The organism is Paenibacillus favisporus (assembly GCF_040545415.1).
In the GTDB taxonomy this organism is placed as follows: Bacteria; Bacillota; Bacilli; order Paenibacillales; family Paenibacillaceae; genus Paenibacillus_AQ; species Paenibacillus_AQ favisporus.
The window spans coordinates 922,998-944,340 of the sequence record NZ_JBEPLV010000002.1 but is presented as its reverse complement, the minus strand read 5'-3'; the positions used below and the strand labels follow the sequence as shown (position 1 = coordinate 944,340).

Genomic DNA, 21,343 nt, shown 5'->3' with positions numbered 1-21,343 from the left:
CCTCTATATAATGGCTGACTCCAGCGCTTCCACCTTTTTGTCAGCCGTGTTCAGCTCGGCTTCCATCCCGTGCGGAACCGCGACGTTGGGCGAGCCGTGCCCGATCCCGAAGCCCATCAGGGAAGGTCTGCCCGCTTCGGTCACATAATGCCGGATGACCTCCTCTAAGGTAAAGGAGACCGGGCGCTTGACCGGCTCGCAATCGCGGAAGTCGCCCACCAGGATACCGGCCGCCTGCTCCAGCTTGCCCGCCATCCGCAGCTGATTCAGCATACGGTCGATCCGGTACGGCTCCTCCCCGATATCCTCGATAAACAGGAGGCAGCCCCGGGTATCGATCTCAAACGGCGTACCGAGCGTACTCGTCAGCAAAGTCAGGTTGCCTCCGACGAGCGGGCCCTTGGCTTTGCCTTCCACCAAGGTATGCAGCGGGGTGATGTCCTCGGTGTAGCGGAACGGCTTGGGCCGGACGAGCTGGGCGAAGCTCTGCCGGGTCAACGGGTGCACATCCTTGTCTCCCAGGCAAATCATCATCGGCCCATGCACCGTGATCAATCCGGTCATCTTCCAGATGGCGGCATGCAGGAAGGTGATGTCGCTGTACCCCCACAATATTTTGGGATGCTGGCGGATCTGATCGTAATCGAGCTTCTCCGCAATCCTGGCGGTGCCATAGCCTCCCCGGGCGCAAACGATGGCCTGAATGCCGGGATCCGCAAACATGTCGTTCAGCTCGGCGGCCCGCTCGGCGTCGGTTCCGGCGAGGTAGCCGTGGCCGCGGTTCAGCGAATCGCCGAACCGGACCTTCAGGCCAAGCTCTTCAAACACTTCGGCCGAACGGCGGATCGCCTCCGCGTCCCCGCGGCTCGCCGGGGCGGTGATGCCCACCGTGTCCCCCGGCTTCAATCGGGCCGGCCGGATCGGCCTTCTCCCGGCACCGGCCTGCGCCCCTTCTATGCCCGAATCGGCAGCATGAATGAACGGTCTCAGCCTTCTCATTTCAAATCAGCCCACTTAAAGTCCATGTAGCCGTATGGATGGCGTACCACGTCGACGAGCTTGTCGCTTTGCAGATATGCGGAATCATAGAAATACATCGGCATGATCGGCGCCTCGTCCATCAGGATTTTTTCGGCCTGGTGCATCAGGTCATAGCGCTTCACCTCGTCCGTCTCTTGGTAAGCGGCCTGGATCAGCTTGTCGTATTCGGCATTGCTCCAGCCCGTACGGTTGTTCGGACTTTTGCTTTGGAAGATGTCCAGAAAGTTGATCGGATCGGCGAAATCCGGCAGCCAGGACGACCGGGAAAACTGCAGCTGAAGCTGCTTCTGCTCCGCGGTGAGGACTTTGCCTTCTTTGCCCGCGAGCTTGACGTCGACACCCAGGTTTTCCTTGAACATGGCCTGCAGCGTTTCGGCGATTTTCTGATGCAAATCGTTTGTATTGTAAGTCAGCGTCACTTCGGGCAGCGTGCTGTATCCTGCTTCCTTCATGCCTTCCGCAAGCAGGCTCTTGGCCTGCGCCGCGTCAAACGTAATCAGGTCGCCGCCCACCTCGCGGAAATCACGTCCGTCCGGCTCCTTGAGTCCGTAGGATACGAACCCCCCGGCCGGCTTTTGCTTCTGCTTGACCACCAGGTCCACGATTTTCTGACGGTCCACCGCGAGCGTAAAGGCTTTGCGGATTTTGGCGTTGTCGAACGGCTTCATGGTCGTATTGAAGCGGTAAAAATACGTACCTGCCGAATCCTGAACGTTCACCTTGCCTTCCGAGAACAGCTGGTCGCTCATATCGGCGGGAACGCCGGCAATGTGCAGCTCGCCGCTTTGGTACAGCTGGTATTCCGTGTTGGAATCGTTGATCATTTTGAACGTGACGCCGTCCAGCTTCACGTTCGCTGCATCCCAATATTTATCGTTCTTCACCATTTTCAGCTCGGAATCGTGATTCCACTGGGAGATGCGGAACGGGCCGTTGCTGACGAACGTATCCGCCTCTGCCGTCCAGTTCGGATTGGACTCCACGGTCTTCTGCGGCACCGGGAAGAAGGCCGGATTCGCCAGCATGCTCAGCAGCCAGGGCGCCGGCTGGGCCAGCGTCACTTCCAGCGTCTTGTCGTCAGCAGCCTTGACCTGCACGTCGTCCGCCGTCCCTTTGCCGGAGTTAAAAGCCTCCGCTCCTTTGAACACATAGGCCAGCGTCGCGGCCGAAGACGCCGTTTTCGGATCGAGCATTCTTTTCCAGGCAAACTCGAAGTCGCTCGCCTTTACCGGCTCGCCATTGCTCCACTGTACGCCGTCGCGCAGCGTGAACGTGTATTTGAGTCCGTCTTCGGATACCTTCCACTCGGACGCCATGGCCGGCTCCGGAGACTGGTCCTTGCCGAGACGCGTCATGCCCTCCATCGCATTGTTCAAAATGTCATAGGAAACCTGGTCGAAGCCGATCGGCGGATCGAGCGAAGTGGGCTCGCGAACGTTGTTGTACAGGAGGATTTTACTTCCGGTATCTCCTCCACCCCCGCTTGCTTCTTCGGTTCCGCCGCCGCATGCGGCCAGCAGCAGGCTGAGCAGCATACACGTCAGCAGCGCCAGTATTAACCTTCTTTTCACAGCCTTGTTCACGACAGCCTTTTCCATGAGACCCTCTCCCTTAATCCCGAATTGGTTGGTTGCTGCAAATACAAGCTATTCCGTTATTCATGAGCTTGCGCTATTCAAGACGCTGATCTATGGTCAAGTCCCAAGGCTTGCAGAGCAAACCTGAAGCAGGATCCTGTTCCCGCAAAATGATAAAACTATGCTCTCCATGCCTTATCCCTGGCTGGCCGATGCGGTTTCAACCTGCGCCGGCCCTCTCGGCGGCATCGTTCTGGCCCGGGCGTCCTGCAGCCAGCAAGCTACGGCGTGCTCTCCGTCCAGCTTCACGCTGTCCGGCGGGAACAGGCCGCATACCTCCATCGCGTGAGGACACCGGGCGGCAAACGCACATCCCTTCGGAGGTGCGAACAGGTCCGGCGGCGTGCCCGGGATCGCGTCCAGCTTCGCCCCTCTTGGCCGGTCCAGGCGCGGGATGGAATCGAGCAGCCCCCGCGTATACGGATGCTGCGGATTCCGGAACAGCTCCTTGACCGGTGCGGATTCCACAACTTGCCCCGCATACATGACATTGACGCGGTCGGCGATGCTGGCGACGACGCCGAGGTCGTGCGTAATCATGATCAGCGAAGCCTGGGTCGTGCGCTGCAGCATGCGGAAAAGATCCAGGATTTGCGCCTGGATCGTGACGTCCAGCGCGGTGGTCGGTTCGTCCGCGATCAGGACGGCGGGACTGCAGATCGCCGCCATCGCGATCATGATCCGCTGCCTCATGCCCCCGCTGAACTGATGCAGATGCTGCTTCAGCCGGAGCTCCGGGTCGCGGATGCCCACGAACTGCAGCATCTCGACCGCCCGCTTCCTCGCCTCCGTCCGGGACAGCCGCTGGTGGCGGATGACGCCCTCCATCAGCTGCTCCCCGATCGTCATCGTCGGATTCAGCGCGGTCATCGCGTCCTGAAAGATGATCGCGATGTCCGAGCCGCGCACGTCGCGCATCTGCTTTTCGCTCAAACGCGTCAGCTCGCGTCCGTTAAAACGGATGCTGCCCTCCGTAATTTTCGAGTTGTTCTTGGGCAGGAGCCGCATGATGCTGCGGGCGGTGACGCTTTTGCCGCAGCCGGATTCGCCGACGATCGCCAGCGTCTCTCCCCGGTGCAGGCGGAGGCTGACGCCCCTGACGGCCTTCACCTCCCCGCCGTAGGTGGAGAACGAAACATGCAAATTGTCCACTTCGAGCAGCGCGTCGTTGTTCATCTTCCGTTACCTCCTTTGCTTCGGATTAAAGGCGTTCAAGAGTCCATCTCCCAACAGGTTGAAGGCGAGCATCGTCACCGAAATGAAAAAGGCCGGGAAGAACAGCCGCCACCAGTTGCCGGACAGAATGGTCGGCAAGGCATCGTTGGCCATCGTTCCCCAGCTCGCCAGCGGCGGCTGGATGCCGAGACCGAGGAAGCTGAGGAACGCTTCGGCGAAAATGGCCGATGGCACAGAAAACGTCACCTGCACGATAATGACCCCGACGGCGTTGGGAAGCATATGCCTGCGGATGATGTACCACGACCCGGCTCCCAAGGTCCGGGCGGCCAGGACGTACTCCGACGATTTCAGCTGAAGCACCTGTCCGCGGACGATCCGCGCCATCCCGATCCACCCCGTTGCCGTCAAAGCCAATATAATGGTCAGTAACCCGGGGCCCATTACGACCATGAGCAGAATGACCACGAGCAGATAAGGTATGCCGTACAGCATATCGACGAAACGCATCATCGCGTTATCAACACGCCCGCCGAAATATCCGGCGATGCCGCCGTAAATGATACCGATGAAAAAATCGATCAAGGCCGCGGCCAAACCAACCGTAAGCGAGATGCGCGAACCGTACAAAATCCGGGCGAAGACGTCCCGCCCAAGGTCATCCGTTCCGAACCAATGCGCGCCGGACGGAGGCTGGTTCGCGCTCAGCAAGTTCTGGCCGGAGTAGCTCTGATCCGTCAGAAGCGGGCCGAACACAGCCAGCAGTGCCAGCAGCACGATCAGGAAGAGTCCGCAGCAGGCAAGCTTGTTGCGGAGCAAACTGCGGACGGCCTGCTGCCATAACGACTGGCGCGGCCTGACGATCCGCTCCTGTTCTCCGGCCGTTCTGTACATCGGGGTAAACAAATGGTCCGGTACCTGCATGCGTCAGGCCCCCTTTCTATGCAGCTTGATACGGGGATCGATGAACCCGTACACGATATCCACAATAAACATCATGAAGATGAGGAGTGCGCTGTAAAAGACTGTCGTGCCCATGATGACGGCGTAATCCCGGTTGTTGATGCCGTCCACGAAGTATTTCCCCATGCCGGGGATCGCGAAGATTTTCTCGATGACGAAGCTCCCCGTCAGCACGTTGGCCAGTAGCGCGCCGAGCAGCGTCACCACGGGCAGCACCGCATTGCGCAGCGCATGCTTGACGATCATCCTCGCCGGTGACAGCCCTTTGGAGCGAGCCGTCTCCATATAGTCCTGGGTCAACACCTCAATCAGATTGGCCCGGGTCAGGCGCGCGATCGTGGCGATGGGCCCAACCGAGAGAGCGAAGGCCGGAAGCACGACATGCTTCCACGTTCCCCACGAAGCGACCGGCAGCAGCCCCCATTTGACGGCGACATATTTGATCAGGAGCGGAGCAATCACGAAGCTCGGCACCGCGATGCCGATGACGGCCAGCACCATAGCGATATAGTCGATGATGCCGTTCTGCTTCAGGGCAGCCACCGTACCCAGTGCTATTCCGGCTGCAATCGCCAGCAGAATGGCCGCCGCGCCGAGCTGGAAGGATACCGGGAAGCCGCGGTCGATCATCGTATTCACCGTTGTCGGGTAATGGGATATCGATGGCCCGAGATCGAAGGTCAGCAGCGATTTGAGATACAGCAAATACTGGACGCCCAGCGGCTTGTCCAGATGGTAGAACGTCATCATGTTCTGCACGACCGCTGCGCTTGCTTCCTTCCCGTCGCGGTCAAACGGAGAGCCGGGAATCGAGTGCATCAGGAAAAAGGTGACCGTGACGATCAGCCACAGCGTGACCAGCATGGATAAGAAACGCTTCAAAATGTATTGCGCCATGAATCTCACCCTCTCTTTACTCGGCATATGGTGAATTCTTTCGGGCCCATCTACCTCGGATAAACCTGACAGCGTATTTTGGGAAAACAGGCGGCCTTCGTCAGCAGAAGGACGTCCGCATGGCCAGCTCGGTCATGACCAGCATAGCCTGGTACGCTTCAAGAATATCTTTGGCCTGGAACGAGACGACAGGGGATCCCTGTTCGATCGTGGTGCCTGGCATCAGATGGGCCCATTCCGCCTGCCCGTAATTCGCGAATTCGATCGTCAGCTGCGGGCGTTCCGGAGGAACGAGCGGCTTGACGCGGTCGCGCCCGGCAATCGCTTCAGCCATCTTCTGGCGGAGCAGCCGTCCGCTCTTCTCCGGTGACAGGCACAGCGCCGACGTGCGGGAAATACGCTCCTTGACGATCGCCGTCGTCACGCCGGGAAGCAGACTTTCGGCCTCGATAGCCGTCTCGTCGTCACCGGCCACCATCAGTACCGGCACGCCGTAATGTCCCGCCACGTAGGCGTTAAATCCCAATTCGCCTACGGAGACGTCGTTGATATACATGTTCCGGACGCCGAAAATCATCGTATGGCTGAGGACGCCTTTTCTGGCAGCCATCGCGTGATAGCCGAGAAAGACGGCTCCCGCATAACTTCCGTCAAGCCCCTGCATCATCGAAAACGGTTTGACGTCGCCGGAAATCAATTTGCTGTCCGGGTGGAGATTTTCGATGATCAGGTTGTTCATTTTCGAGTGGCTGTCGTTGACGATCACCTCGCTGAACCCTTCCTCAAAAGCGGTTTCGATGACGTGATTCGCCTCGGCCGTCATGATATGCTGGCCCCGGGTGTAGTTGTAGCGGCTGGAATCGACGAATGTCGCGTCCACCAGACCGGTTATGCCCTCCATATCAATGGATATGTACAATTTCATCTTCAAGTCCCTCCGATTGTCGTATTTGGGGTATTAGAAAAACATCTATCGACGTACCTTCACAGAAGACAGACCGCGTTTAAAGGTAATTTTTCTTGCAATATCAGGAAGCTATGGCTCTGGAGTTTATACTTTCTGATATTATAAGAAAAACGTCGATCGACTTACCTTCACAGAAGACAGACCGCGTTTAAAGGAAGTTTTTCTTGCAATATCAGGAAGCTATAGCTCTGGAGTTTATACTTTCTGATATTATGAAAAAAACCCGGCAAACGTCATATGCCTGCGCTGCCCGGGCGTGCATATGTCATTTGCTGGGTTTTATTTACGCGTATGTCGCCATACTGATAAACAAAGCAGCGGTATACAATTGATGGATCACGGAAAAACACGGTAATGAATCGTTCTGAATAGCTCTGCTCATGAATCCGGCGAAGTTTCCCTCGACGAAAGCGCCAATTTGTACTTCTTCTGCGCATCCTTGAACGCCACGATGATCGCCTTCTGCGAAGAGCCGTAATACCTTGTCCGGATCTCTTCCGCTACCGGCTCAAGGGAAAGCATGCTCTTCCCGAGAAAGATGGAGCGTACAAACTGCGACGTGAGTGGTATCGTGGAGGAACAGGCGGCATCCACGATTTTGTGGCTGACGGTGTCCACGACCAGTCCGATAAAAAAGGCGCTGTACTGCTGGGTTATTGGATTATTCACCGAGGTCTGTGCATCGCCGACGATGTAGATCGTGTCTTTATCGTACAATTGACGCATCCCCCGTCTCCTCGCTCTCCTTCTGAACCCATAGGGATGTTCGATGGGCGGCATCGGACGACCTATAAGCCGCAAGGACAAGCTGATTTGTTATTTATTCTAACAAGGGACCCGCGTTTTTGTAAATACAAAGTTCATGCAAGCGCTTAATATTTTTTATTACGTCAGAAAACATAACATGTACTAGACTTTCATATCTTCGGACCCTGACGCACTTGCCTTCCCGGCTCGGTTCGTACCCAGCAGCCAAGGCCAGGAACGTCTAGCCAAATGGACCGACAATCCGAACAGCAGCAGCGCATCCACCGCATGAAGCGCACGCAGCGAACCTGTCACATTTTGAATGGTGATGTGCTGCAGCGCAGTCAAGGCGAACAGCGCGAGCGGCCACCATCTTGGACCACCCCGGATATCCCCCAAGAAGGACAGGACAAACATTACAATAGGAACGAACTCAAAAACGTTCGCAAAGACACGATGCAGCTGCAAATCGCCGGGATCCACCAAAATGCCGAGGCCGGCGAAAAACACCTGCACAACAACACAGGCGAGGTAACCCGCCGCCAACAATCCGTAAATCCACCTTACGGTTCGGATCCGGACCGGCTTCGTTGCAGCTCCTGCATCACCGGAGTTGAACTGCCACCCAGGCTCCGATTTAGTGCCGAATCCTCCTTTTGCTTCATTTTTTCCCTGCTTTTCGTTCCTGCCACTCATTCCTTACCGCTCCCTTTCATTTTTTAACATGGAGTCTTGCTTTGTCCCGCCTTGCTCCCCACGGTTTGAATACCGAAATGATAAATAACCCTGCCAGCGAAACGATCTGCAGAATGATCCCGGTCCACAGCTGTACGTTGTTCACCGTAAATTCCGGGCTGAGGATACCCTGCATTCCCGGCTCGGAGACATATTGTACAGCTTGCAGCGTCCAGAAATACATGCCGACGGGCCCGAGAATGACCAGAAGCAGCGTCAGGATTTCCTTGACGATGATCCAGTAATATTTGAACAATCCCCACGGCGTCCAGACCGACAGCATGATGCCGGTGACGAGCGTTGCGATCGTGGACACGCGCACCGTCTTTTCGGACAGCATATGCATGATGCTGTAGCATGCGCGAAATACGCCCTCATCCTCTGTGACGGCTGCCGTAATGCTCAAGAACAAGAAAATAACAGCCGTGCCCAGCATGACGGCCGAAAACAGCAAGTGCAGGGTCAGCAGCCATTTCCGCTGCTTCACCGTCATTTTTTTCATCCGATTCACCTCCTTCTTCAGCATAGATCCCGTTTCTAAACCGGCTCTAAACCGAATCTAAAAAAAGTATAAAAACGCGCTCGGGCCTCCAAGCTTCGAAAACGCAAAAAGGCCTTTACCGACAGTAAAGGCCTTCCCAAAACGCGTTATTCGGGTCCATTGCGCATCTTCATCTATACATTAAAGCGGTAACCTACGCCCCAAATCGTCTCGATATATTGCGGCTTGGAGGGGTTCGCTTCGATTTTCTCCCTTAATTTGCTGATATACACCGTGACGGTGGCGTTATCCCCCATAGCATCCAGTCCCCAAATTCGTTCGAACAGGTCGTCCTTGCTGAAAACCCGGTTCGGGTGGTTGCACAGGAACAGCAGAAGATCATACTCTTTGGAGGTCAGCAGCACCTCCTGTTCGTTCACGAACACCTTGCGGGACAGCTGGTCGATCCGGATTCCCCGCAGCCGCAGCTCGCTCTTCGGCTCTCGCCGGTGCTCCGAAGTCAGCCGGTCGTAGCGGGACAGATGCGCTTTGACGCGTGCCACAAGCTCGCCGACGCTGAAGGGCTTCGTAATATAATCGTCCGCACCGAGGCCGAGTCCCCGGATTTTATCGATATCCTCCTTGCGGGCGGTCACCATCAGGATCGGAATGTTCCTCGCCTCGCGGACCTGGCGGCAGATTTCGTATCCGTCCACCTTCGGCAGCATCAAATCGAGGATGATCAAATCGTACTCCTCTTCCAGCGCCTTCTTCAGGCCGGTATCCCCGCTTGCCGCGACGTCGACGGCATATCCGCCCGCCTCCAAATAATCCTTTTCCACTTCCGCAATGACCAGCTCATCCTCAATGATCAAAATGCGCTTCACGCCCGCTCACCGCCATCTCTTGTCATCTTTGGCAACGCAAAATAAATGCTCGTTCCTTCATCAGTCTGGCTCTCCGCCCAGACTCTGCCTCCCATGCCCTCGATCATTTGCTTAACGATCGCAAGCCCGAGGCCGCTCCCGCCGGTATCCGTATTTCGCGACGGCTCGGCGCGGTAGAAACGGTCGAAAATATGCGGCAGCGCCGCTTCATCAATCCCGGAGCCGTTATCCTTGATCCGGATCACAGCCTCATCCGGCCCGTCACTCAGGTTTACGGACAGCTCCTTGTCCGCCTTATCCAAATACTTCAGGCTGTTGTCGATAATATTCAGGATTACTCTCCGCAGCTTCTCCCGGTCCGCCATCACCTGAACGTGCTCCCTATCAGGCAGCTCACACTCGATCTTCACGCCGGACATCCGGGGATCGAGCCGCAGCTCCTGAACACAGTCCGTAACATATCCCTTCAGATCGGTCGGCTCCATATGAAAAGGCAGCTTCTTCAGATCCAGCTTCGAGAACAGCAGCAGTTCTTCAATCAGCCGGTCCATATCCTCCGTCTTTTTCGCGATCATCCCCATGTACTTATTCCGCATCGCGTCGGTATCGGCAATCCCGTCCTGAAGGCCCTCCACGCAAGCTTTGATGCCAGTAATCGGCGTCTTGAGATCATGGGAAATGCTCGCGATCAGCTCCTTGCGGTTATCCTCGTACTGCAGCTGCAGGCGGATCGATTCGCTCAGACGGCTTCGCATTTCTTCAAACGCCTCCCCCAGCTCCCCGATCTCATCCTTGCGCTTCAGCGCGATTTCGTGGCTCAGATCCCCATCCTTGATCTGCTCTGCGGCATGCTTTAATGCATACAGCGGCTTGATCAGGCTCCGGGAGACCGAGTAGGTCAGAATCCCGTTGGTCAATCCGATGACCAGAAGCAAGGTTAGCATCATCAGCGGGAATAACTTTTTGGCTTCCGCAAAAAATGTGCTCATATCCGTCAAGACGTAGACCGCTCCCGTATGCTGGCCGCTGAACGCGACATCGAATTTCTCCACGGAGAACCGGCCGCTTCCTTTCGCTCCCCAGCGGTGCCAGGACATTGCCGGCTGCCACTTCTGAATTTCCTTCTCCACATCGACGCCGCGGAGCAGATCCGAGGCATACGTGATCCGGCCGTCTTCCGTTACGACGATCCCCGCATCCAATCGGGTCAGCTGTTCGTCCGCTTTGGCCACGAAGGAGGGATCGGCGAACCGCTCGGGTTCGGTCTGGATCATAAACTTGAGGCCGGCGGCCATTTCGCCGCGGAGGCTTGCCTTTTCCCAAATGGCAGGGGTGCCGCGGCCTTCTCCGATGTTTTTGAACAATACAGTATACAGCCCTCCGGCAATCACAGCAAACAGAACGACCGGGATGAAGGTCATCGCAATATAAGAAAGCAAAAGTCTTGTTTTGATGGACATGGGCCAATCTCCTTAGAGCTGTTTTCTCGCGAACATCATGAGTCCTGCCGCATAAGCCATTATAATATAAGACAGCAGCAGGAGAAACGTATTGAGCAGTGTACCCGCCGGCGCCCCGCTGCCGGTCCACAGCACATCCCAGCGTGTGTAGGAAAAGACAGACCAGGCAGACAGCTGCGGCAGCAGCAAAGGCAGCGCTTTGGCCGCGGCGTAGATCAGCACGAAGGTCATTAAGGCGCTGGTTCCGGACGAAAACAGCTGCGCAATAAATACGCACACCAGGCCGATGGCCATCATCGGCACAAAGGAAGCGGCGTACGCCTTCAGGCTGTCCGCCATGCCGCCTGCCGTTCCCCCGACCGCCCACGCCGATACGGTTGAGGCGATCCAGAGCACGCCAAGGCATAGAGCGGCAAACACCGCGATGGCGATCACTTTAGACGCGTACGCCCGGGCACGCGTAACGGGCCGCAGCAGAACCAGCTTCATCGTGCGGGCCGCCACCTCCCCGGCAAACGAGTGGGCCGCCGCAGCCGCCATGTAGAGCGGAATGATCGCAAAGGTGAACAAGTGAAGCATGGCCACCGGGAGGCTTCCCTCCAGTCCAAACAGCATGCCTGCCCTTATCTTCAGAAGGCTGGACAGCAGCACCGTAACGACCGGAAGGATCAAAGCCAACAGCAGGAAACCCTTCGTCCGGCGCTGCCGCCAGAGCTTCTCCGTTTCATTCAGCAGATTGGCGTATAAGCTGTGCATCGCGCTCCCCCTCCTTGGACTCCAGCAATTTAAAGGTGACGTATTGTTCCAGCGACAGGCCTGCCCCGTTCCACTCGTCTTCCCTTCCCAGGCTGATCAGATGACCCTCACGCATCACGCCGACACGGTCCGCGATCAAGCTCAGATCGTGGATCAGGTGGCTGGAAATGAGGAAGGTGGTTCCTTGGTCTGCCAGCTGCCGGACCGTGCTGCGAAAATCGGCCATCCCTTCGATATCAAGACCGTTCGTCGGTTCGTCGAGCAGCACCAGCCGCGGAGCGGACAGCAGCGCCGAAGCCAGCCCCAGCCGCTGCTTCATTCCCAGCGAAAAGCCGCGCACCCGTTCATGGCGGTATGGCTTGAGACCGACCTTCTCCAATACTTCGTCAATCCGGCTTGCCGGCAGATCCCTATAAAACCGTGCCGACAGCTTCAAATTATCGCGGGCGCTCATGTATTCATAAGCTTCCGGGGTCTCAATGATACACCCGGTATGGCTGACGGCCTGTTCAAAACGCTCCGCGATATCATGCCCCATGATCCGGACGTTTCCCCGATCCGGTTGGATTAAGCCCGTGATGATTTTGAGCACCGTCGTCTTACCCGCGCCGTTGGGCCCGATGAATCCGAATACTTCGCCCTCCGAGGCGGTAAATGACACATCCTTGACCCCGCGGTGGTTACGGAAAAGCTTGGTGATTCCCTCCACTTCAAGTACGCTGTTCATGCGTTCAATCCCTCCTTCTAAAAAAGGGCGGCCGGACCTTCTCCTGTCCGGCCGCCTTCCTGCTTAGTGACGATGCCAGCCGTTTCGTTCCCATCGGTTATCGACCTTCTCGGTCTGTTTACCCGCTAGATCGACCCGATCGGGCGTCGTTGCGTCATACCCCGAGAAGCCTGCGTTCAGCTGGAAGGTGAGCACATGCGCTGCTCCTGCCGCATCTTTCCCCGTAGCCCGGATTTCCGCCGATTGGTTTTCCAAGACGTCGTTTTTGCCGATTTTGGCATCCAAATCGACCTGCTCCACCTTGATCTCATCCGTCAGCTTCGGCAGATTCACCTTCCATTCCGAATTTCCGGCCGGCAGATGACCCTGAACCGCCGCACCGTGATTCCAGCCATCCGCGCTGCCGGCCTTGGAAGCGATGAGTGAGCCTACGGCATTCACCACGGCCGGAATCTGGCTGCCCGATAAATGGAGCTCCGCCTCCTTCGTACCGTCGATGCCCGTCTCCACTGTCGCCAAATCCTTGATGTTCCCCATCAGCGCTTCCATTACCTGCTCCGCGGCTTGCGGCATTTGGGCCGCTTTACCGTCATGCTGCCACTCTGGCGCTTGGTCCATCACCCGATATACTTCCGAATCGCTGCTCTTTAGAATCATCTTGCCGTCCTGTCTGTAAGTCTGCATCGTATGTGTCCGTGTACCGTCGTCTACCACCGCCGTCATGCTCATCGCCTGCTTGGCGTGATTGACCTTCATGTCCGCCGTACCGGACAGCACCTTCGTACCGTTATCGCTCAAACTCCATACGACATGGGAAGCCATGCTGTCAGCGCCCTTCGTATGCGTAAACGCTGATTTGTAAGCTTCATATCCGGATGTGTTCGCCATGACGGAATACCCGCTTGCGAACAGCATAACCGCGCCCAGCCCGACAACCGCTCCAGCCGACAACCATTTTTTTCTCATCATATCCTCCATTGTTTCAAGAATTAGAAAGCCCGGGTCCCGGGATGGCAGCTGCCGTCCGCCTTCGGAGCGGACTCGCCCTGGCCCTCTAATCACCATCTTATCCCCCGTCTCTAAAACGCCTCTAAACCAAATCTAAAAAAAGTATAAAAATGCTCCCGGTCACCGCTGTCCCGGCGCGATGCAGGAAAACCTTCCCAGCCGGGCGTCCGTACGTTTCCAAACGCCTGCGTACCGCATTAAGCTGTATCATCGGTTATTTATGGCCAGATTCTATGAACGATGGAGGGAGTGCGCTGCGATGAACCGGCAAGTCATTATCAATGCGGACGATTTTGGCCTGTCACCTGCCGTGAACCGCGGCATTATTGAGGCATACCGGGCCGGTGGAATCACCAGCACCTCGATGATGGTCAATATGCCCGGTTTGGCGGACGCTGTGCATGCAGCACGCTCGCTGCCCGGTCTCGGCGTCGGGCTGCATTTTAACCTGACATATGGACGGCCCTTGTCGGACCCGGCTGCTGTCCCTTCGCTGGTGAGAGAGAATGGGGTATTTCTTGACGGTAAAATCAGACGCAGCCGGAATGCCGCCGATGTTGCCGCCGAGCTGGATGCTCAGTGGAACCGGTTCCTGGGAACGTCCCTGTTCCCCACACACCTGGATTCACATCAGCTGCTGCACCAGGACGACCCTGTGATCTACCGAGTGATGGCTGAGCTGGCGTGCAGGCACCGGATCCCGCTCCGGAGATCGCAGATTGAACATCCTCATCTATCCCCGCCTGCTCTGAAAATGACAGACCGGGTCCTTCTGGACACCTATGGCGACAGCGAAGGCCTGCAGCGGGTGCTGCGCTATATCCGCTCTGCTCCGGATGGGATTACCGAGATTATGTGCCATCCCGGTTACGTGGATAACGTGCTGCGAGGCTTGTCCGAATGGACAGAGATCCGGGAGCGCGAGCTTCGGGTATTTACCAATCCCGAAATTGCTTGGACGATGCAAGCATGTTCCATTGAACCGGTGAACTTTAACGCCGTGAGGGAGCGCCCCGTTTTATCCGATGACGGAGTTTCATACGCAGCCCCGCTTAAGCAAACCGCCGTCCCGCGAAGCTCTTTTGCGAAAAGGAGATCGCGCTCGTCGATCACGCAAACCGGCAGGCACGCAAACCATAAGCGCCGGCGCAGGCGTTCCGGAACCCCCTCCGGGAAGCCTACCCTGCCGTAACATGCCGAAAGCCCTCCATGTGGAGGGCTTTCCATCGCATGATAAACTTCAGGGAATGTGCAAAAGGATTCAGCAGTTCATTCCTGCATTCTCTTGGAACGAATCACTGCTGCGAGTGGACGTCCACCGTCACAAACGCATCGTTGCCTGCGCTGAAGGTCAGCCGGAGCGGCTGCGGCCCGTCGGAAAGCTGCGACAGATAAGCCTTTTGCAGCACAAGGACAGATCCTTCAAGTGTGTAATCCGTCTCTTTACGTAACTTCCCGGATTCATCCTGGACCGATACCAGCCGGTTGCCGTTCAAGCTCATCTGAAATTCAGCCTGGTCTCCGCCCCGGACGTAAGCCGCGGTCGCTGCCGATACAGCCGACTGCGCCGGAGGCAGGCCGGATGCCTGAAGCCCCATTTCGCCAAATGGAATTCCTTTAAGCTCCGGAATCCGGCTGAGCGTCTCGGCATTCCGCTTCAGCTGCAGGCCGCCTGCCGTTCCGTCCACCGGAACCAGTTCGGTCAGCTTGCCGACTGAGATGTTGTTCTCAAATGTCCCCAGTGCCATGTTCTGCTCGACCTCTCCCGTGATTGGCCCGCTGCCCACAAAAACATTATTCCGCACCACGTTCCGCTTCGGAAGGAGCGGCTCGTCGTTCAAAATGTCCGGGAGCGTCGGGTAGCGTTTGCTCCAGATCTCGCCTTGATAAGGGACCTGATCGAACTTGCCCATCAGCGAGTCGTAATTCTTTTCTCCCGGCTTATAGTTCCGCGCCATAAATGCAATCGCATTTCCGGCATGGATGACAAGGTTGTTTTCGACGACGTTTTCCCGCCCATTGGCCAGCTTGAACGCCTGCTTGCCGATATCGGCGATGACGTTGCCGCGCATTTCCACGCCGCTCATATAGTCGTCCAGATAAATGGCCGCGGTGGAGACCCGCAGATTGCTGGCCTTGATGTCGTGGATGTAATTATAATTGATGGCATTGCCGCGCCATACGAAGCTTCTGCCCGAGTAGATGGCTGAGGCGTCGGCCGTTTCCTTGACCACGTCGTAAATCTCATTGTACGCGATCGTATGGTCGTTCCCCCGGAACTGAATGGCAAAATGGGGAGCATTATGCATCTTGTTATGCGTCACGCGGTTGCCGACCCCGTTGATTTCAACGGCCGAGGCGTACGTCAATTTGATCCGCGCATAGTTGCTGATGTCGTTGTTGTCCGCGTAATTCCCCGCGGCCGTCAACGTGGCGGCGTCTCCCCCGTTCAGGATTACGCCCCCGTTCCCCATGCTGTAAATGCTGCAGCCGGATACGCCGTTGTTTTGTCCGCCGTCGATTTTGACCGCATAGCCGCCCATTTTGCTGATCTCCATATGAGAGATGAGGTTGTTACCGCCGCCGGTCATCGTGATCGCGTTGCCCCGGCTTACTTCCAGGGCCATCCCTCTTAACGTCACGTTCGATACGTGATCCATCCGGATCATATCCTGCGTGAAAGCGGACAGCTGGATTTTGATGCTATTCAGCGGGGCCGGCGGATACAGGTACAGCATGCCGTTCTCCCGGTTCAAATACCATTCGCCAGGCCGGTCGAGCTCTTCGAGGACGTTGTAGAAATAGAAACGCTGTCCGGCTTTCATCGCATAGCTGCTGCCCTTGAACGTTTCGATCCGCTTCTGCACCTGGTCGATCGATTTGATCTGCAGGTCATTGGCGAACCAGTCATTCCCCCAATACCCAAGCATCCAGGCATCCCGGAACGACTGCCAGGCATGCGGCATCTCATCCTTGAACGTAAAGGTGTAGCCCTTGCCGGCCGCTTCGTCCGCTTTGTCGACGACCTGATCGACTGTTGTGAAACCCGTGTTCGGCCACCGCGCCAGCGTCATGGCATTGCCGTTCACCCATAATTCCGGGGCGACGGCAAGGTTGTTCCCCAGCTCACCGTAATCCGTAATGTCAAGGGACTTCAGGTCCAGCTGGACGATTTTGCCCCGGCCCTCCTGCGGAATTCTGCCCAGCACCTCAGGATCGGTTACCGGGCGAAACTCCGACGGATTCAGCGTATCCCCGCCGACGAGGCTCACCTTCTCACCATTGTAGGCCTGGTACGTAATCGGCCCATCCGTCGTGCCCGAATCCTGCTCGTTCAGCTCAAACGTCCGGCTGAGACGGTACTCGCCGCCGCGGATCAGGACAGAAGCCCCTCCAACGGGGAGCGTGTGATTCCGGATCATTCCGCGGATGACATCCCTGGCTTTTTCCAATGTCGCAAAAGGCTTCTGTTTCGATCCGTCATTGGCATCGCTGCCATTTTTGGCCACATACAGCATGGCCTGATGCTTCGCAGGAGCAGGGGCAGCTGCTGTATGTACCGAAGGAACAGACAAGCCACTGCCGAACATTACGCCAATCGCCATCAATATTTTCAAGCCGGCGACCATTCTCATGAACTCCACCTCACATTTGCCCGGATTCCGCCGGTTGCCGGCGGTACTCCTCATCATACAGCGCTTACAAGAGGAACCGAAAGGGATCAGCCTAACCTGAATTGTTCTCAAACAAACAACTTGGTTCGGGCACGTCAGACTGTGCTTCAGGCATGAGGTCGGCATGGCCGTTCATCAGCAGATTCCGGTATTCGGTAGGGGAAGCGCCGTACTTTTTTTTGAAGGCCGCGGAGAAGTGGGACAAGTCTTTAAAGCCGCTCTGGCCGGCGATTTCGGTAATCGCCAAATCGTGCGTCTCCAGCAGCTGCTGCGCATGCTCCAGCCTTCGCTCCTGAATATAACGCATTGGCGTCATGCCGAGGTGCCTTTTAAACATCCGGATAAAGTAGTTGGGGTGGAAATGCGCCTGGCGGGACAGCTCGTCGATCGTAAGCTCCCCCGACAGATGCTGGTCGATAAAATGGAGCGTCTCCATCAGTTCCCTTGGCGAGACGGAAGCGTATTTCGCCCGCGGAAACCGCAGGGCCCGTTCCATGTAGAAGGCGATGATCGACAGCAGCGCGGATTGAATCCGGAGAGGACCGGCGGGCCCCGGATTCGACCGGTGCTCTACCAGCTCTTGAAAGCTGCTGCTCAGATCGGCGGAATCCCCTGCCCAAACGGCATGCGGAAGGCCGTACAAATGGAACAACCGCCTCAAAGGGACATTGGACCGAAAATGGCACCAATACTTCGTATACGGCGGTCCGGCGGTCACGGAATACGATTGTTCCAATCCGCCCGGGATCAGCACCAGCTCCCCCGGCTTGGGCCGAAGCTGCTTGCGGCCGACCTGAAGCCATCCTTCCCCGTCGCATATGTAATACAGCTTGTCGTACGTTGGGGTAAACCGGAGCCGCTGCCAACCGGCATGGCAGACGGACCTCTTGGCAAGGAGCAGCTGAACGCGCAGCTGGGCCAGCTGCCGGCTCATGAATTGCTGGTGAATCGGATCCATGCTCATCCCCCTTCATCCGCAGGTTTAAGGTTCGTTTAATAGCATAAACCCGCTTCAGGGGACGATACAGGTGTTTTGTTATGGATTTGGAAGGAACGGCAAAAAAGGAGAAGAAAGCATCTTCTTCTCCTTAGTTCACGGCGGTCAACCGAACGAATCGGCAGTAGATATGCTGCAATGAAGCGACTGCGAACGTTCGAAGGTACTTTCCGTACACAGATGCAGTGCCAAGCATGCCGGTGCAATGACGACTAAGCTTCGTGGACTGCCTTAGCCAGGTTTTGAGCCGCGTACCGGTTGGCCGGGACCGGCAGCCCGAGATTCCCGCGCAGCGTATCGCTTTCGTACTCCGTCCGGTACAGGCCCCTCGCTTGAAGGATCGGCACCACGTGATCGACGAAATCGGCCAGACCATTCGGCACCACAGTCCGGACATTGAAGCCGTCGGCCGCCCCTTCTTCAAACCATGCCTGAATCAGGTCGGCGACCCGATCCGGCGTACCGATAAATGAGGTGCGCGGGGTCGAAGCCCGCAGCGCCACTTCGCGGAGCGTGAGCCCCTGCTCCCTGGCTTCCTGCTTGATTTTGTCCGTCGTGCTCCGGAAGCTGTTGCTGCCCAAATCGCCGATGTCCGGGAACGGCTCGTCCAAGGGGAATTGCGAAAAGTCGAAATGGTCGAAATAACGTCCCAAGTAATTCAGCGCCTGATCGATCGAAACGAGCTCTGCAATCTCGCGGTATTTCCGCTCCGCCTCCTCCTCAGTGCGGCCGACGATCGGCCCGATGCCCGGGAAGATCAACAGCTCCTCCGGCTTGCGGCCATACGATGCGGCTCGTGCTTTGACGTCTTGGTAGAAGGCGCGTGCCTCCTCCAGCGTCTCGTGCGCGGTATAAATCGCATCCGCTGTGCGGGCCGCCAAATCCTTGCCGGACTCGGAGGATCCGGCTTGAAAGATGACCGGATGCCCCTGCTTTGACCGTGCGATGTTGAGCGGCCCCTGCACGGAAAAGTGCTTGCCTTGATGGTGCAGCGTATGCAGCTTGGACGGGTCGAAAAATACCCCTGCCGCCTTATCCCCGACAAACGCGTCATCCTCCCAGGAATCCCACAGCCCTTTGACGACCTCCACATGTTCCTCGGCGATTTCGTACCGCAGGGAATGCTGGGGGTGCTCTCCCTTGCCGAAATTGAGCGCAGAGCCCTCCAGCGGCGAGGTGACCACATTCCAACCCGCTCTACCCCCGCTTAATTTATCGATGGAAGCGAACTGCCGGGCTACGGTAAACGGCTCGCTGTAGGACGTGGACAGGGTGGCTACGAGGCCGATATTCGTCGTCACGGCCGACAGGGCGGACAACAGGGTCAGCGGCTCGAACCGGTTCAAAAAATGAGGATTGGATTTCTCGTTAATGTACAAACCGTCTGCGATGAACAGCAAATCGAATTTCCCCTCTTCCGCCTTCAGCGCCTGCTGCTTGTAAAACTCCAGGCTTACGCTCGCATCGGTGGGGATAGAGGGATGCCTCCAGAAAGAAATGCTGTTGCCGACACCATTGAGATTTGCACCCAGCTTTAATTGCCTTTTGGTCATCGTACAGCCTCCTCCGGCCGGCTGAGGACCAGCTCGCCTTCGATCGCCTGGGGATCGCGGAGCAAATTGAAAATCGGGCAGACCCGTTCGACAGCCTCGTGCAGCGCCTGCAGCGTCTCCTCGCTTTCGTCCGATTCAATGATCAGCCGGTAGCGGATGTCATGCGGGTAGATAGGAATATGCTCGTATCCGGGTCTTCCCGCCAGCGGATGCATCTGCGCCTCCACTTCAACTTCCAGGCTGTGCAGGGACACCTCGCGTTCCGCGGCTTGAATGAGCGTAATATGCGTCAGGCAGCTGCCGAGCACGCCGAGCTGAAGCTCAGGTGACGAAGGCCCCAGGTCATAGCCGGCGAAGTCAGGCGGACTGTCGCTGATCACCCGGTAATCCCGGATCCGGATTTCGCGCACCCCGCTTCTTCCCTTGGCCGACACTTTGGCACGCAGCGTGTTGACGGCCTGCGCCGGCTCCGCTTCGGCCTTTGCTCGCCGGAGCAGCAGCGCATTCCTCTTTTGCTTCAAATACTCATTCAGATCAGCCATATTGGACTTCGCCTCCCACTGATTTTTTCCGCCATGCCACCAACGGAATTTTCTATAAATCCTATAAGAAAAGTAGTAATTATAAATATAGGGGAACTCCAGCGGCTTGTGTAATAGAAAAATCCAATTCGCGCATGCAAAATTTAAATCCAAACAAAAAAGGCCGCCGAAAACGACGACCCAATGATCTAGCCTATTTGGGATAAACCTTAATTTTAGAGCAATAGCTTTCTCAGGGTGTTCACCCGCCATGCTCGGCCTAAAGTGCGTATTCCTTCAAAAGCTTTTCCGTCGTTTCGGCATCCGGCTTCTCTTCAACACCCGTATGCTGCGCCTTCCAGCAGGCCAGGCATTGCTCTTCGGTCGTGCACTCGTAAGCTTTCGGACAAGTATAGCAGCAGTGGATCATAAACGTCGTCAGGTCGCGGAGTCGATTGATCTCGGTCATCACCGTTCACCTCTTCTCGTGATAGGACTGCTCATCCAGGTCATGATGCGAAAGACTGCCAGAGTTGTGAAACACTTCACATCATCGGGCGGAAGAGGCCGGGCCTCCAAAGTTACAATGCTTGAAAGTCCGGCATACCATGCTCTTTTCGGCTTCCCCCTGCAGTTTCATTATATATCCGAACATGAGCTGAAACTGTGACCTATTTTACACTTGCGGCGATCAAACGCTATTTTTCGAAAAATAACCGGATTTCCCTGCGCGCGTGCTCCGGCGAATCGGATCCGTGGATGACATTCTCTTCAACGGCCAGCCCGAAGTCGCCGCGGATCGTGCCGGGAGGCGCCTCAGCCGGATTGGTGGGACCGATGAGGGAACGCGCGTTAGCCACCGCTTCCTTCCCTTCCACGATCATGGCAAAAACCGGTCCGGACGTAATGTAATCGACCAGTTCTTCAAAGAACGGCTTGTCCTGAAGATGGCCGTAATGCACGCGCGCCGTTTCCTGGGAAATCTCCATAATCTCGCCGCGCAGCAGACGGAGTCCCTTCTTCTCAAAGCGGCTGACGATTTCGCCGACCAGCCCCCGCCGGACGCCGTCGGGTTTAATCATGACGAATGCTTTTTCGCTCATCGTTGTCATCTCC

General features: G+C 56.7%; 21 protein-coding genes. 1 reads left to right on the top strand and 20 read right to left on the bottom strand.

Going from position 1 to position 21,343, the window contains the following annotated elements; all coding sequences use genetic code 11:
- Nucleotides 1–3: 3 nt before the first annotated feature.
- The 14 genes from ABID47_RS12280 to ABID47_RS12215 form a co-directional block, all read right to left on the bottom strand.
- A complete protein-coding gene (locus ABID47_RS12280) occupies nucleotides 4–999 on the bottom strand; it encodes a S66 peptidase family protein (protein ID WP_354497013.1) in 996 nt (331 codons plus the stop codon).
- A complete protein-coding gene (locus ABID47_RS12275) occupies nucleotides 996–2,576 on the bottom strand; it encodes a peptide ABC transporter substrate-binding protein (protein ID WP_435530621.1) in 1,581 nt (526 codons plus the stop codon). The genes ABID47_RS12280 and ABID47_RS12275 overlap by 4 nt, the downstream gene beginning before the upstream one ends.
- Nucleotides 2,577–2,813: 237 nt before the next feature.
- Nucleotides 2,814–3,854 carry an ABC transporter ATP-binding protein gene (locus ABID47_RS12270; RefSeq protein ID WP_251674253.1) on the bottom strand — a complete coding sequence of 347 codons (1,041 nt, stop codon included), beginning with the start codon at nucleotides 3,852–3,854 and terminating at the stop codon, nucleotides 2,814–2,816.
- Between the two features lie 6 nt (nucleotides 3,855–3,860).
- Nucleotides 3,861–4,778 carry an ABC transporter permease gene (locus ABID47_RS12265; RefSeq protein WP_163877306.1) on the bottom strand — a complete coding sequence of 306 codons (918 nt, stop codon included), beginning with the start codon at nucleotides 4,776–4,778 and terminating at the stop codon, nucleotides 3,861–3,863.
- Nucleotides 4,779–4,781: 3 nt separating this feature from the next.
- Entirely contained in the window at nucleotides 4,782–5,714 is a 933-nt protein-coding gene (locus ABID47_RS12260) for an ABC transporter permease (protein WP_354497008.1), read from the bottom strand.
- Between the two features lie 100 nt (nucleotides 5,715–5,814).
- Nucleotides 5,815–6,639, bottom strand: a complete 825-nt coding sequence (locus ABID47_RS12255) for a M55 family metallopeptidase (RefSeq protein WP_116231420.1) — start codon at nucleotides 6,637–6,639, stop codon at nucleotides 5,815–5,817.
- Nucleotides 6,640–7,059: 420 nt separating this feature from the next.
- Nucleotides 7,060–7,398, bottom strand: coding sequence for a DUF3870 domain-containing protein (locus tag ABID47_RS12250; protein WP_145157466.1), 339 nt, complete (start codon nucleotides 7,396–7,398; stop codon nucleotides 7,060–7,062).
- Between the two features lie 192 nt (nucleotides 7,399–7,590).
- The gene (locus ABID47_RS12245; protein WP_354497006.1) at nucleotides 7,591–8,124 is read right to left on the bottom strand and encodes a DUF6220 domain-containing protein; all 534 of its coding nucleotides are present in this window, start codon (nucleotides 8,122–8,124) and stop codon (nucleotides 7,591–7,593) included.
- A 16-nt stretch (nucleotides 8,125–8,140) separates the two neighbouring features.
- Nucleotides 8,141–8,665, bottom strand: a complete 525-nt coding sequence (locus ABID47_RS12240; RefSeq protein WP_354497004.1) for a DUF2269 family protein — start codon at nucleotides 8,663–8,665, stop codon at nucleotides 8,141–8,143.
- A 173-nt stretch (nucleotides 8,666–8,838) separates the two neighbouring features.
- Nucleotides 8,839–9,531: a response regulator transcription factor gene (locus ABID47_RS12235; protein ID WP_354497002.1), complete on the bottom strand. Its 693-nt coding sequence runs from the start codon at nucleotides 9,529–9,531 to the stop codon at nucleotides 8,839–8,841.
- A complete protein-coding gene (locus tag ABID47_RS12230) occupies nucleotides 9,528–10,991 on the bottom strand; it encodes a sensor histidine kinase (protein ID WP_354497000.1) in 1,464 nt (487 codons plus the stop codon). The genes ABID47_RS12235 and ABID47_RS12230 overlap by 4 nt, the downstream gene beginning before the upstream one ends.
- 12 nt (nucleotides 10,992–11,003) lie before the next feature.
- Nucleotides 11,004–11,747, bottom strand: coding sequence for an ABC transporter permease (locus ABID47_RS12225; RefSeq protein WP_354496998.1), 744 nt, complete (start codon nucleotides 11,745–11,747; stop codon nucleotides 11,004–11,006).
- Nucleotides 11,716–12,474, bottom strand: a complete 759-nt coding sequence (locus ABID47_RS12220; RefSeq protein WP_354496996.1) for an ABC transporter ATP-binding protein — start codon at nucleotides 12,472–12,474, stop codon at nucleotides 11,716–11,718. Before ABID47_RS12220 ends, ABID47_RS12225 begins: the two co-directional genes overlap by 32 nt.
- A 63-nt stretch (nucleotides 12,475–12,537) precedes the next feature.
- Nucleotides 12,538–13,443: a hypothetical protein gene (locus ABID47_RS12215; RefSeq protein WP_354496994.1), complete on the bottom strand. Its 906-nt coding sequence runs from the start codon at nucleotides 13,441–13,443 to the stop codon at nucleotides 12,538–12,540.
- A gap of 298 nt (nucleotides 13,444–13,741) precedes the next feature.
- On the opposite strand from ABID47_RS12215, the gene ABID47_RS12210 reads away from it, so the two are divergent.
- Entirely contained in the window at nucleotides 13,742–14,674 is a 933-nt protein-coding gene (locus ABID47_RS12210) for a carbohydrate deacetylase (RefSeq protein ID WP_354496992.1), read from the top strand.
- 103 nt (nucleotides 14,675–14,777) lie between these two features.
- Here ABID47_RS12210 and ABID47_RS12205 read toward each other — a convergent pair whose 3' ends face one another.
- The 6 genes from ABID47_RS12205 to ndk form a co-directional block, all read right to left on the bottom strand.
- Complete coding sequence (locus ABID47_RS12205) at nucleotides 14,778–17,117, bottom strand: X2-like carbohydrate binding domain-containing protein (protein WP_354496990.1); 2,340 nt, start codon at nucleotides 17,115–17,117, stop codon at nucleotides 14,778–14,780.
- A gap of 91 nt (nucleotides 17,118–17,208) precedes the next feature.
- Nucleotides 17,209–18,114: an AraC family transcriptional regulator gene (locus ABID47_RS12200; RefSeq protein ID WP_354496988.1), complete on the bottom strand. Its 906-nt coding sequence runs from the start codon at nucleotides 18,112–18,114 to the stop codon at nucleotides 17,209–17,211.
- Between the two features lie 251 nt (nucleotides 18,115–18,365).
- Nucleotides 18,366–19,706 carry an LLM class flavin-dependent oxidoreductase gene (locus ABID47_RS12195; RefSeq protein WP_354496986.1) on the bottom strand — a complete coding sequence of 447 codons (1,341 nt, stop codon included), beginning with the start codon at nucleotides 19,704–19,706 and terminating at the stop codon, nucleotides 18,366–18,368.
- Nucleotides 19,703–20,248: an OsmC family protein gene (locus ABID47_RS12190; protein ID WP_076168781.1), complete on the bottom strand. Its 546-nt coding sequence runs from the start codon at nucleotides 20,246–20,248 to the stop codon at nucleotides 19,703–19,705. Before ABID47_RS12190 ends, ABID47_RS12195 begins: the two co-directional genes overlap by 4 nt.
- 259 nt (nucleotides 20,249–20,507) lie before the next feature.
- Entirely contained in the window at nucleotides 20,508–20,696 is a 189-nt protein-coding gene (locus ABID47_RS12185) for a hypothetical protein (protein ID WP_116231432.1), read from the bottom strand.
- A 229-nt stretch (nucleotides 20,697–20,925) separates the two neighbouring features.
- The gene (ndk, locus tag ABID47_RS12180; RefSeq protein WP_145022465.1) at nucleotides 20,926–21,330 is read right to left on the bottom strand and encodes a nucleoside-diphosphate kinase; all 405 of its coding nucleotides are present in this window, start codon (nucleotides 21,328–21,330) and stop codon (nucleotides 20,926–20,928) included.
- Nucleotides 21,331–21,343 lie beyond the last annotated feature (13 nt).